Source organism: Psychrobacter sp. AOP3-A1-26 (assembly GCF_052378235.1).
In the GTDB taxonomy this organism is placed as follows: Bacteria; Pseudomonadota; Gammaproteobacteria; order Pseudomonadales; family Moraxellaceae; genus Psychrobacter.
Genome location: NZ_JBQSXN010000085.1, coordinates 1 through 13,607 on the forward strand (window position 1 = coordinate 1; position 13,607 = coordinate 13,607).

General features: G+C 43.2%; 8 protein-coding genes and 1 tRNA gene. All 9 read right to left on the minus strand.

The window, feature by feature from the left end; genetic code table 11:
• Positions 1-188: 188 nt before the first annotated feature.
• Positions 189-4,406, minus strand: a complete 4,218-nt coding sequence (gene rpoC, locus ACT3TU_RS11790) for a DNA-directed RNA polymerase subunit beta' (RefSeq protein WP_192524406.1) — start codon at positions 4,404-4,406, stop codon at positions 189-191.
• Positions 4,407-4,585: 179 nt separating this feature from the next.
• Positions 4,586-8,704 (minus strand): DNA-directed RNA polymerase subunit beta, encoded by a 4,119-nt coding sequence (rpoB, locus tag ACT3TU_RS11795; RefSeq protein ID WP_192524405.1) that lies wholly within the window; start codon positions 8,702-8,704, stop codon positions 4,586-4,588.
• A gap of 750 nt (positions 8,705-9,454) precedes the next feature.
• Positions 9,455-9,826: a 50S ribosomal protein L7/L12 gene (rplL, locus tag ACT3TU_RS11800; RefSeq protein ID WP_192524404.1), complete on the minus strand. Its 372-nt coding sequence runs from the start codon at positions 9,824-9,826 to the stop codon at positions 9,455-9,457.
• Positions 9,827-9,952: 126 nt separating this feature from the next.
• Positions 9,953-10,480: a 50S ribosomal protein L10 gene (gene rplJ, locus ACT3TU_RS11805; RefSeq protein ID WP_192524403.1), complete on the minus strand. Its 528-nt coding sequence runs from the start codon at positions 10,478-10,480 to the stop codon at positions 9,953-9,955.
• Between the two features lie 434 nt (positions 10,481-10,914).
• On the minus strand, positions 10,915-11,616 hold the full coding sequence (rplA, locus tag ACT3TU_RS11810) for a 50S ribosomal protein L1 (protein ID WP_192524402.1): 702 nt from the start codon (positions 11,614-11,616) through the stop codon (positions 10,915-10,917).
• The gene (rplK, locus tag ACT3TU_RS11815; RefSeq protein WP_192524401.1) at positions 11,616-12,047 is read right to left on the minus strand and encodes a 50S ribosomal protein L11; all 432 of its coding nucleotides are present in this window, start codon (positions 12,045-12,047) and stop codon (positions 11,616-11,618) included. Before rplK ends, rplA begins: the two co-directional genes overlap by 1 nt.
• A 121-nt stretch (positions 12,048-12,168) precedes the next feature.
• Positions 12,169-12,699 (minus strand): transcription termination/antitermination protein NusG, encoded by a 531-nt coding sequence (gene nusG / locus ACT3TU_RS11820; protein WP_192524400.1) that lies wholly within the window; start codon positions 12,697-12,699, stop codon positions 12,169-12,171.
• A gap of 84 nt (positions 12,700-12,783) precedes the next feature.
• Positions 12,784-13,269: a preprotein translocase subunit SecE gene (secE, locus tag ACT3TU_RS11825; RefSeq protein ID WP_444784409.1), complete on the minus strand. Its 486-nt coding sequence runs from the start codon at positions 13,267-13,269 to the stop codon at positions 12,784-12,786.
• Positions 13,270-13,321: 52 nt separating this feature from the next.
• Positions 13,322-13,397: transfer RNA gene (locus ACT3TU_RS11830), tRNA-Trp, on the minus strand.
• Positions 13,398-13,607 lie beyond the last annotated feature (210 nt).

Here is a 13,607-nt window from a genome sequence, read left to right on the forward strand (position 1 = left end):
TTGCTTGCTGTGCCTACGCAGACAGAGGCTGCAAAAAAAACTATACCCGCAGTATCGTAGCGTTTTTAAAGTATTTTAACTATATTCTTTTAGATAACCCCACCATGTTTTTTACTTTTTTGCACACACAAAAAAGCCAGCGACTTAGGCTGGCTTTTTTATTATTACTCTAGAGTTTAGCTGAGCGATTAATTATCTTGATTAAGCTCTTGGGCAAAGGCTTCATCAAAGCTCGCAAAGTCTTTGCTGTCAGTACTTGCCGTCATATCAAAGGCTGCATTCAAGTCTTTATCTTGTAGCTTCTGATCCGCTTTGTCTTTACGGGCTTTATGATAAGCAAGACCCGTACCAGCAGGAATCAAGCGACCAACGACCACGTTTTCTTTCAGACCACGTAGCTCATCGACTTTACCAGTAACCGCAGCAGCCGTTAGGACACGTGTGGTTTCTTGGAAAGAGGCAGCTGAGATAAAGCTTTCCGTTGCCAAGCTGGCTTTGGTGATACCAAGTAGTTGACGCTCGTACTTCACTGGGAATTTGTCTTCTGCTTCCAGTTTAGCGTTCAACGCTTTAATATCAGCATACTCTACCTGATCGCCCTTAAAGTGGCTTGAATCGCCGCCGTCAGTAATTTCAACTTTACGCAACATCTGACGGATAATAACCTCGATGTGTTTATCGTTGATTTTTACACCCTGCAAGCGATATACGTCTTGTACTTCGTTGACGATATAATCAGCAAGCGCGGTTTGTCCTTTTAGACGCAGGATATCGTGCGGGTTCTGTGGACCGTCCGCAATCACCTCACCGCGTGCAACTGTCTCGTTTTCAAAGACGTTGATTTGACGCCATTTCGGGATCAGCTCTTCATGAACCTCACCGTCTTCATTAGTGATGATGAAGCGGTTTTTGCCTTTGGTCTCTTTACCAAAGCTCACCACACCTGTCATTTCTGCCATGATGGCATGATCTTTCGGACGACGTGCCTCGAACAAATCAGCAACACGTGGTAGACCACCGGTAATATCTTTGGTACCTGAAGACGCTTGTGGTACACGGCCTAGAATCGAACCTGCGGCGACTTTTTCACCATCGCTAACACGAATAATGGTTTCAGCGGGCAAGAAGTAAACCACTTCCTTACCTTCATCTGTATTCAAGACAATCGCAGGACGTAAATCCTTCGCTGAGCTTGAACGGTCACGCGTGGCTAGAATCTCAAACGAGCTCATACCAGTTGCATCATCGACTTTAACCGTCGCTGTCGAACCATCAACGATATCACTAAAGCGTGCTGTACCAGCAAATTCTGTGATAATAGGATGCGTGTGCGGATCCCATTTAGCGATGGTTTGACCGCCTTCGACCTGCTCTTCGTTTTTCACTAGAACGCTAGAACCGTAAGGAACTTTATAGCGCTCACGCTCACGACCCAGCTCATCGGTCAACGCTAGCTCAGCTGAACGCGATACGATAACCAAATGGCCATCGACATGCTCAACTGTTTTCATGTTTTCAAAGTGTACTTGACCAGCATTACGTGCCGAAATACTGTTGTCCACAGACGCTGAGCTTGCAGCCCCGCCGACGTGGAAAGTACGCATCGTCAACTGAGTACCAGGCTCACCGATAGACTGCGCAGCCATGACACCAACTGACTCACCGATGTTCACTTTATGACCACGAGCAAGGTCACGACCATAACACTGCGAACAAACGCCATGCTCAACATCACAAGTAATGACTGAACGTACCCAGATGTCATCAATCGCGTTGTTATCAAGGATGTTAACCCAATGCTCATCGATCAAAGTACCGGCTGGAATCAAGATTTTATCTGCATCATCATTATAAGCGACATCACGCGCCGTGACACGACCAAGCACTAGCTCTCCCAGCTTCTCGATGATTTCACCACCTTGAATGTGTGGTTTCATGAGCAAGCCTTGCTCGGTACCACAGTCATCACTGGTAATAACCAAATCTTGCGCCACGTCAACCAAACGACGAGTCAAGTAACCCGAGTTAGCGGTTTTCAGTGCCGTATCTGCTAGACCTTTACGCGCACCGTGAGTTGAGATGAAGTACTGAAGTACGGTCAAACCTTCACGGAAGTTGGCTTTAATCGGTGTTTCAATGATTGAGCCATCCGGTTTTGCCATCAAGCCACGCATACCTGCTAACTGACGAATCTGTGCGGCACTACCACGAGCACCAGAATCTGACATGATATAGATAGAGTTAAAGGATTTTTGTTCTTCCTCCTCCCCTTTTGCGTTAATCATTTTATCAGTGGCTAAGTTGTCCATCATCGCTTTCGCGACTTTATCATTGGTACGTGACCAGATATCGACAACTTTGTTATAACGCTCACCAGCTGTGACGAAGCCTTGCTCAAATTGATCTTCAATCTCGCGAACTTCTGACTCTGCTGTCTCAATGATTTGCACTTTGCTCGGTGGAATGACCATGTCATCGATACCAATAGACACACCTGATAGAGTGGCCTGAGCAAAACCAAGATACATCAATTGGTCAGCAAACATAACACTGTCTTTAACGCCTACTTTACGATAGCAAGAGTTAATCAAACGTGAGATGTTTTTCTTGGTCATTTCTTGGTTACATTCATCAAACGACATACCTTTAGGCATGACGTTCCAAATAAGTAAACGACCAGCAACCGTTTCTTTTAAGCTAATTTCTTTGGTTTCGTTACCATCTTCGTCAATATGTGTCTCGGTCACACGTACTTTAATTTTAGCGTTTACATGCAAATCGTTTGAACCAATCGCACGTAAGGCTTCATTGACGGTGGCGAATATCATGCCCTCACCTTTGGCATTGATTGACGAGCGGCTGATATAGTACAAGCCCAATACCACATCCTGTGACGGTACGATAATTGGATCGCCGTTGGCAGGTGACAAGATATTGTTGGTCGACATCATCAGCGCACGTGATTCCAGCTGGGCCTCTAACGTTAATGGCACGTGAACGGCCATTTGGTCACCATCAAAGTCAGCGTTGAACGCGGTACAAACCAGAGGGTGAAGCTGGATAGCTTTACCTTCAATCAATACTGGCTCAAATGCTTGTAGACCCAAACGGTGAAGTGTTGGTGCACGGTTAAGTAATACTGGATGCTCACGGATAACCATGGCCAGCATGTCCCAAACTTGTGGCTCTTCACGCTCTACCATCTTTTTGGCAGCTTTAATCGTCGTTGCCAAACCATGAGATAATAGTTTGTTATAAGTAAATGGCTTGAATAGCTCGAGTGCCATTTTCTTCGGTAAACCGCACTGATGCAGACGTAGCGTTGGACCAACAACGATGACCGAACGACCAGAATAGTCAACACGCTTACCAAGTAAGTTTTGACGGAAACGACCTTGCTTACCTTTGATCATATCAGCCAAAGATTTCAATGGACGCTTATTACTACCCGTAATCGCACGACCGCGACGACCGTTATCTAATAACGCATCAACTGATTCTTGCAACATACGTTTTTCGTTACGTACGATGATATCAGGGGCGCTTAGCTCTAATAGACGCTTTAGACGGTTGTTACGGTTGATCACGCGGCGATATAAATCGTTAAGATCTGAAGTCGCAAAACGACCACCTTCTAGCGGTACTAGCGGGCGCAAATCTGGTGGTAGTACTGGTAAAATATTCATTACCATCCACTCAGGCTTGTTATTAGAATCACGGAATGCTTCTAATAATTTTAGACGCTTAGACATCTTTTTAAGCTTAGTCTCAGAACCCGTCTGTGGAATCGCTTCACGCAGCTCATCGATTTCAAGGTCTAAGTCGATATCTTTTAACAAATCCTGAACCGCTTCAGCACCCATTTTGGCGGTGAATTCATCGCCAAACTCTTCAAGCGCTTTGTAATAGTCTTCGTCATCAAGCAGCTGATATCTCTCAAGACTGGTCAAACCAGGCTCAGTCACGATATAGCTTTCAAAATATAGCACACGCTCAATATCACGAAGCGTCATGTCTAGCAATAGACCAATGCGGCTTGGCAGTGATTTTAAGAACCAAATATGCGCTACAGGACTGGCTAGGTCGATATGACCCATACGATCACGACGGACTTTAGCAGTAGTGACTTCAACGCCACATTTTTCACAGATAACGCCCTGGAATTTACGGCGTTTGTATTTACCACACAGACATTCAAAATCTTTTACAGGTCCAAAGATTTTGGCACAAAATAGTCCATCACGTTCAGGTTTGAACGTACGATAGTTAATGGTTTCAGGCTTTTTTACTTCGCCATGTGACCACGATTTAATCACGTCAGGTGCGGCTAACGTGATTTGAATGCTATCAAACTCTTGATTACCGTTGCCGGTAGGGCTTTGCATGATATCGAGTAAATCTTTCAAGTTGCTTCTCCGTTATCTTTATAATCATCTGATAGCGTGTGATTGACGCATATAAGATGAATGAAGGCAATGAATAGGGTTGAGACAAATTACCAAAAACAGCAGCAATAAGCGTGCTGCTTTTGGTCAATAACTAAGGTTGTAATCAATTATGCTGCGTTGCTTAATTATTAATTACATTAGTGGCTTTGTTTTAACTCAATATTAATACCCAGTGATTTGATTTCTTTGGTCAGTACGTTAAACGATTCAGGCATACCTGGATCCATATACTGCTCACCATCGACGATGTTTTTGTACATACGGGTACGGCCTTCAACGTCATCCGACTTCACCGTCAGCATTTCTTGTAGCGTATAAGTCGCGCCATAAGCTTCTAGTGCCCACACTTCCATCTCACCGAAACGCTGACCACCAAATTGCGCTTTACCACCGAGCGGCTGCTGCGTGACTAGTGAGTAAGAGCCAGTCGAGCGCGCATGCATTTTGTCATCAACCAAGTGGTTGAGTTTGAGCATATACATGTAGCCAACCGTCACTTTACGGTCAAATTTCTGACCGGTACGGCCGTCATACAATGTCTGCTGACCATCACGATCCATACCTGCAAGCTCTAGCAAGTCTTTGACCTGATGCTCATGTGCGCCATCAAATACCGCCGTGCCCATGGGAACACCGCCGCGTAAGTTAGCCGATAGTGCCATGATGTCATCATCGCTTAAGCTATCAAGATCAACTTGTTCGCCGCCAACTTTGTTATAGATTTTATCTAAGAACTCACGTAACTCTTTGATGGCGGCTTGCGCTTTTAGCATGCCGTCAATCTTTTCACCCAAGCCTTTCGCCGCCATCCCTAAATGCGTCTCTAGAACCTGACCGATGTTCATACGCGATGGTACACCAAGCGGATTCAGTACGATGTCGACGGTATTGCCGTGTTCATCATAAGGCATATCTTCAACTGGCATGATGCGCGATACCACACCTTTGTTACCATGACGACCCGCCATTTTATCACCAGGCTGAATACGACGCTTAACCGCTAGATAGACCTTAACGATTTTTTGTACGCCATGTTGTAAGTCATCACCAGCCGTTAATTTGCGTTTTTTCTCAGCAAATTTCACATCGATGTCTTTTTGCTTATCAACTAAATAATCAGCGATTTGCGTTAGACGCTCAGAGATTTCTTCTTCAACTGGCTGGATATCAAGCAAAGTCTCAAGGCTCATATCTTTCATATCAGCCAATGCCATCACCGTACCAGCTTTTAGACCAGAACCGCCGCTGACTTTTTGGCCATCTAAAAGATTACCAATACGTCCACGAGCTGCTTCTTCAAAGATACGTAGCTCTTCTTTTAAATCTTTACGATAGCTATCGAGCTGTAATTTTTCGATGGCACGGGCGCGCGCATCTTTTTCAACACCGTCACGGGTAAAGACTTGTACGTCGATAACCGTACCTTTGCTTGATATTGGTACACGTAGCGACGTGTCTTTAACATCAGCAGCTTTTTCGCCAAAGATAGCCCGTAGTAGTTTCTCTTCTGGTGTTAGTTGGGTCTCACCTTTTGGTGTGACTTTACCGACTAAGATATCACCAGCATCCACTTCAGCACCAATATAAACGATACCTGCTTCATCAAGGCTAGAAAGTGCGGCTTCACCAACGTTTGGAATATCGCCAGTGATTTCTTCAGTACCTAACTTGGTATCACGCGCCACACAAGTCAATTCTTGAATATGAATGGTAGTGAAACGATCTTCTTTCACCACTTTCTCAGATAACAAGATCGAATCTTCGAAGTTATAACCATTCCAAGGCATAAAGGCGATGCGAATGTTTTGACCCAATGCTAGCTCACCAAGATCCGTTGATGGACCATCGGCTAAGATATCACCAAAGGCAATCTCATCGCCTTGGTTAACGATGATGCGTTGGTTAATACAAGTGTTTTGGTTTGAGCGTGTGTATTTGATCAAGTTATAAATATCGATACCCGCTTCACCAGCGACCATTTCATCTTCATTAACACGAACGACAATGCGTGATGCATCAACGTCTTCAATCACACCGCCACGCTTAGCAACCACACAAACACCAGAGTCACGCGCAACGTGACGCTCCATGCCTGTACCAACTAACGGCTTATCAGCACGTAGCGTTGGAACCGCTTGACGTTGCATGTTTGAGCCCATCAAGGCACGGTTAGCATCATCATGCTCTAGGAACGGAATTAGACCTGCTGCTACCGATACCACCTGACTTGGCGACACATCCATATGCGTCACTTTTTCTGGTGGCATACGCACGAATTCACCATAGCTACGCACACTGACCATCTCATCAGACAGCGCACCATCTTCAGTCATTGGCGAGTCGGCTTGTGCAATCACAGTGCCCACTTCTTCAATCGCTGATAGATACTCAATGATATCCGTAACTTTACCGTCAACCACACGGCGATACGGCGTTTCTAAGAAGCCAAAGCTGTTGGTCTTAGCAAAAGTCGCTAGTGAGTTAATAAGGCCAATGTTTGGACCTTCAGGAGTCTCAATCGGACATACACGACCATAATGGGTATCATGTACGTCACGTACTTCAAAGCCTGCACGCTCACGGGTCAGACCACCAGGTCCTAGTGCTGATACACGGCGTTTATGCGTCACTTCTGACAATGGATTGTTTTGATCCATAAACTGTGACAACTGGCTTGAACCAAAGAATTCTTTAACCGCAGCCGCTACAGGCTTGGAGTTAATCAAGTCTTGTGGTGACAAGTTATCAGATTCAGCTGAGCTTAAACGCTCTTTAACGGCACGCTCAACACGCACTAGGCCAACACGGAATTGGTTTTCTGCCATCTCGCCTACTGAGCGAATACGGCGGTTACCTAAATGGTCAATATCATCGACTTCGCCGCGACCATTACGGATTTCAACCAGCTCTTTAAGCACATTAACGATATCGTCATTGGTCAATACACTACGTTCGCGCTGAATATCAGGGTTATCAGTGTTGTCAAATTCAAGACCTAAACGGCGGTTGAATTTCATACGACCGACATTCGATAAGTCATAACGATCAGCGTTAAAGAACATGCTTTCAAATAGTTTTTCAGCAGTTTCAACCGTTGGTGGCTCACCTGGACGCATAACTTTATAAATCTCAATCAATGCTTCTTCACGGCTTGAAGTGCTATCAGCGCGTAGCGTATCGGCAATATAACTGCCTTGATCGATATCGTTAGTGAATAGAATACTGAATTCTTTGATAGATTCACTGGCTTCAAACGCACTTAATTTAACCAATAGTTCATGGTCAATTAGGGTGTTGGCTTTAGCGATTACTTCATCGTTAACCACGATATCTTCAGCTAAAATACGCTCATATAGATATTCGTCAGGTATAGCAATCTTGGTCATACCCGCTTCTTCAAGCTGACGGATACGGCGCGCATTAATACGTTTGCCCTGCTCTACGATGACGTCACCTTTTGGTGATACGATATCAAACTGAGCCATCTCACCACGCAGGCGATCGGCAACCAAATCAATCTCGAACTGCTCTTCACCTTTATAAACGGCTACTTTGTCAAAGAACAAATCTAAGATTTCAGAAGTGGTTAAACCTAAAGCACGTAAAATAATAGACGCCAGTAGTTTACGACGACGGTCAATACGAGCAAAAACCAAATCTTTGGCATCAAACTCAAAGTCTAACCATGAGCCACGGTAAGGAATGATACGGGCGTTATAAAGCACCTTACCACTCGAATGCGACTTACCTTTATCATGGTCAAAGAACACACCAGGTGAACGATGTAGCTGAGAAACGATAACACGCTCAGTACCATTGATAATAAAAGTACCGTTTGCCGTCATCAATGGCATCTCACCCATATAGACGCTTTGCTCACGGATGTCTTTAATCGCCGCTTTGCTGTCTTTATCTTTGCTGTCTTTGTCTTTGATGATCAGACGAATTTTGACACGCATAGGCGCAGCAAACGTTGAGCCACGTAAGATACACTCACGCTCATCAAATTCAGGCGTTCCTAAATAATATTCAACGAATTGCAGCTCTGCGTTACCAGAGTGACTCTCAATTGGGAAAATAGAGGAATACGCAGCTTGCAAACCAGTATTCTCACGAGCTTTTGGCTTTTTGTGCTCTTGCAAAAATTGCTCATAAGAATCTACTTGGATAGACAGTAAATAGGGAATGTCCATCACAGTGGGCAATTCAGCAAAACTTTTGCGAATACGCTTTTTTTCAGTATAAGAATATGCCATCGAGAGTCCTTACAGTAAACGTGGAAACAAATTAAAAGCGTGGCTGGCGTGCATAAATACTATACAAACCTAGCAACGTAAACGATAATATAAAATAAGTGTTGGTGTTCAACTCATATCTTTGTGTCAATTACTACTTCATTAATCAGTGCTTACTTAGCGCACTTCATTCGATCTTGTCATCGTCATCTAAGTCAATCTATATGACCATCCAAACCAAGAAATTCAATATCATACTGTTTGTAAAATGTCACCCTGAGGGCTTATTTTACTAATATTGTCGCACAGAGATAGTTTTTGTTAATATTTCATCTAAACCACTCACTAAGCGAGCTGCTATCAAAACCAATATCGTCGCTGATATCTACTGTCTACAAGCTTATAAACCGACAGTAAAACCATGCTAGATAACTTATTGAACCGTTTTCAGATTGAACCGTTTTCAGAATAATAATAACTGGGATAACTATAAATTTCAGAATCAGTAACATTCAGAATCAGTATAAACTATAGTGTTAATAGGAAAGTATGCAGACACAAAAAAATGCCAAACATCTATGGACGTTTAGCTTATATTAACTGATTTCAAAAACTAGCATGTGTGCTTGCATGTATATCGTCTGTCCTTTTGATGGGTATCCACCGCTTATGATACGACTATTGGCAGACACAAAAGGTCAAGCTACGAATTATAGTAAAAAAAAGCTGGCAATGCAAGGCATTACCAGCTTTTTTTGTACAGCGTTAAACTTATTTTAGTTCAACAGTTGCACCAACTTCTTCAAGTTTCTTTTTCAACTCTTCAGCTTCAGCTTTAGTTGCGCCTTCTTTGATTGGAGCTGGAGCGCTTTCAACCAAATCTTTCGCTTCTTTTAGGCCAAGACCAGTCGCTTCACGAACGGCTTTAATTACGCCAACTTTCTTCTCGCCAAAGCTGGCAAGAACAACGTCAAATTCGTCTTTTTCTTCAGCAGCAGGACCTTCAGCAGCAGCAGCAGGTGCAGCAGCAGCTACAGCAGCAGTTACGCCGAACTTTTCTTCCATGTCGCTGATTAATTCAACGATATCCATTACTGACATTTCAGCGATTGCGTTTAACACATCATCTTTAGATAGTGCCATGAGAACTCTCCGTTATCTGATAAAAATTAATTGATTTTAATATCGCTTTGATTGCTTGCCAAATTTTCAAATAGTGTTGACAATAAAGTGCAATCAGCGATGTCAAAGTTACGTTAAAACAAGCAATTAAGCAGCTTCTTTTGCGTCTTTGATTGCTGCAACAGTGCGAACGAACTTGCCAGGAACTGCGTTCATAGTCTGGACAAGCTTGGTCACTGGTGCGTTCATAGTAGCCATCAAGATAGAGATTGCTTCGTCGCGAGTTGGTAGCTTCGATACGCGCTCTAGCTCTTCTGGACCATAAACCACACCACCAACTGATACCAATTTGGTCTCTAAAGCCTTGGTTTCTTTGCTGAAGTCGAAAACGACTCTAGCAGCAGAACCCAAGTCTTCCATAGAGAAAGCCAAAAGTAGTGGACCAGTCATACGGTCTGACATGCTCTCAAACTTAGTGCCTTCAAAAGCGCGTTTTGCTAGGGTATTTTTTACCACTTTCAAAACAACGCCTTTCTCACGGGCTTGTTCGCGCAGCTTAGTAAGCTTTGCAACACCAATACCATGATATTCGGCAGCTACTGCTGAGTAAGCATTAGCAGCAACTTCAGACACTTCAGCCACAACTTGTTGTTTTTGCTCTAGCGTTAATGCCATAAGTTGACTCCTTTAATCTTATCAATCAGCTGAGTATTTAATCACTTAAAACCTAAGTTTTCAATAATCAAACCACTCGCTTGGACTGACTTGATACGACACGTTATATGTAAACTTAATGAAGATAAAGTCTACGAATAACGACTGATTACGGCACCGTTATCAGAATGACATCAAGTGATAGGTTGCCCTATCGGCTCTTATCAACAACTGGGTGGGTCACCGTCTGCGTAGGACAACTAAGATTTTCATCTGTCGCCGATTAACAAAAGCAGCTTATTGTTATTAATAATAACTCAAAAGAGCCATTTCTAATCCTTCTAAACTGCTCTCTACCTACGGTCTTAGACAGCATAGCGTTTGCTACGCTGACCTAATTTTTAAAATAGTTTGTGCTTTTATTCAAAATCGTTAAATATTAAGCACGTATATAATTATTTAGCCATACGATATGGTACTGGATCAATGATCAGACCTGGACCCATCGTACTAGACAAGGTAATTTTCTTAATAAAAGTACCTTTAGAAGTAGCAGGTTTAGCACGCTTAAGGTCAGCAATTAGCGCTTGCGCATTTTGCATGACTTGTTCAGCGGTAAAGCCAACTTGACCGATAGTCGTGTGGATAATACCCGCTTTGTCAACACGATACTGTGCTTGACCAGCTTTAGCGTTAGTGACCGCTTCAGCAACGTTAGGCGTAACCGTACCGACTTTAGGGTTAGGCATTAGACCACGTGGGCCTAGGATTGTACCTAATTGACCAACAACACGCATTGCATCAGGAGCAGCAATAACGATGTCAAAGTCCATGTTACCAGCTTTGATTTCTTCTGCTAGGTCTTCAAAACCAACGATGTCAGCACCGGCTTCTTTAGCGGCTTCAGCAGCAGCGCCTTGAGCAAATACAGCAACGCGTTTGGTTTTACCAGTACCCGCAGGTAGGTTGGTAGCGCCACGTACGACTTGATCAGATTTACGTGGGTCAACGCCCAAGTTTACTGCGATATCAATAGACTCTTTGAATTTTAGCGCTGGCAAATCATTTAAGATTTGTACCGCTTCTTCAATGGTGTATTGCTTTTCGTGTACGATACGGCTTTGAATTTCTTTTTGACGTTTGGTTAGCTTAGACATTATACACCCTCCACGGTAATACCCATCGAACGGGCGGTGCCAGCAACAGTACGGACTGCAGCGTCAAGATCAGCAGCAGTTAGATCAGCGTCTTTAGTTTTGACGATTTCTTCTAATTGCTCACGTGTTACTTTACCGACTTTAGCCGTGTTTGGCGCACCAGAACCTTTAGTAATCCCAGCAGCTTTACGTAATAAGTACGCAGCTGGTGGTGATTTCATGATGAAGGTAAAAGACTTATCGCTGTATACAGTGATCTCAGTTGGAATCGGTAGACCCGGCTCTTGACTTGAGGTCGCAGCGTTAAACTCTTTACAGAACGCCATGATGTTCACGCCTTTTTGACCCAATGCTGGACCAATCGGTGGTGAAGGATTTGCTTTGCCTGCAGGCACTTGTAGTTTGATGTAACCATCAATCTTCTTAGCCATGATTTTCTCCTAAATGGGTAATAGCGCCAAATCAATGTGATATATAAATACCTGGTTGATTAACAGCTCCCCGGTTGATGAATACTGTGTCAATTAGTACCGTGTTAATTAATACCGCTATTTAGTCTAGTTTTTCAACTTTACTAAACTCAAGCTCGACCTGAGTCGGTCGATTAAATACGTTTACGGTTAAATGTAGCTTAGACTTCTCATAATCCACTTTTTCAACCAACCCTTTAAAGTCAGTGAATGGACCATCGATAACCAACAACTCTTCGCCGGGCTCAAATAAAGTCTTAGGACGTGGGTCGGTTTCAGTTTGATTGAGACGGTTCAAGATACGATCAGCTTCTACTTGGGTAATCGGTGCTGGCGTTTCTGGTGTCCCGCCAACAAAGCCCATAATACGTGGGCAATCTTTGACGATGTGCCAAGTGTTGTCGTTCATTTCCATCTGAATCAATACATAGCCTGGAAAGAACTTACGCTCACTTTTACGTTTTTTGCCGTCTTTCATTTCGACGACTTCTTCAGTAGGAACCAATACATCACCGAACGACTCAGCGAAGTCACTACGATTAATACGATCAGTTAATGAACGTTGTACTTGCTTTTCATATCCTGAAAACGCTTGGACAATATACCAACGCATATCACGCTCCTGATCATTAAAGTTAAGTCGTTGAAGTTAATTCGTTATAAGTAATTTTGGGTTAATACTCGCTAATACGCGACATTAACCAATAAAAATACCCACGAACCAATTAAAAAAGTTATCTAATAGCCAAACGATAAAACCAACAATCGCAATCATGACTATCGTTTGCCATGTGTATTGAAAGGTCTCGTCTTTGCCAGGCCATGTCACACGGCGTAATTCGACAGCAGCATCTTTTAATAGGGTTTTAAAGGCACTACCCTGATGCGTCATTGCCAAACAGACCAATGCAAACACAAAAAGTGCAACGATAATCGCAATACGTACCCATAAATCATTGGCAGGTTGCCAATAGCCGGGTAGATATTGATTGACTAACGTTGCACCGATTAAAACTGCTGCGGCTAATAGCCACAAAATCACATCTTTGATAGAGCCAGTCTTGGCAATTTCAACGGCAGATGTATTTGTCGCTGATACGTGCTTATCTTTAGACAGCATTCCACCAGCACCCACCTTGGCATCAGATAACTTATTCTCGAGGTTATCTTGATTATTGCTCATAAAGAACTCGCTTCGGAGATGATGGAGGTACAACAAAGATATAATAAGAAGATGGCAGGCGATGTAGGACTCGAACCTACAACCCTCGGTTTTGGAGACCGATGCTCTACCAATTGAGCCAATCGCCTATGGGTGTTAAGGCTGATAATTATACAAGGTTTTAATGAGAATGCAAGTTTTAAGGCAATATTTAATTAGGTTAATTCAATTAATGATATTTTTAATGATAAACGCCCAAAACAACCGATATAAAATTGCTATGCTTGTTAAACCATATCAATACTATTTTGATAAACATATTTTTATAAAAGCTATTTTTCATCGCTGTATAGCTTAAC

What these genes read in the sequence shown, in the direction of transcription:
- rpoB (WP_192524405.1), bottom strand. Translation starts at nt 8,704, where the DNA reads ATGGCATATTCTTATACTGAAAAAAAGCGTATTCGCAAAAGTTTTGCT.
- rplL (WP_192524404.1), bottom strand. Translation starts at nt 9,826, where the DNA reads ATGGCACTATCTAAAGATGATGTGTTAAACGCAATCGCTGAAATGTCA.
- rplJ (WP_192524403.1), bottom strand. Translation starts at nt 10,480, where the DNA reads ATGGCATTAACGCTAGAGCAAAAACAACAAGTTGTGGCTGAAGTGTCT.
- rplA (WP_192524402.1), bottom strand. Translation starts at nt 11,616, where the DNA reads ATGTCTAAGCTAACCAAACGTCAAAAAGAAATTCAAAGCCGTATCGTA.
- rplK (WP_192524401.1), bottom strand. Translation starts at nt 12,047, where the DNA reads ATGGCTAAGAAGATTGATGGTTACATCAAACTACAAGTGCCTGCAGGC.
- nusG (WP_192524400.1), bottom strand. Translation starts at nt 12,699, where the DNA reads ATGCGTTGGTATATTGTCCAAGCGTTTTCAGGATATGAAAAGCAAGTA.
- secE (WP_444784409.1), bottom strand. Translation starts at nt 13,269, where the DNA reads ATGAGCAATAATCAAGATAACCTCGAGAATAAGTTATCTGATGCCAAG.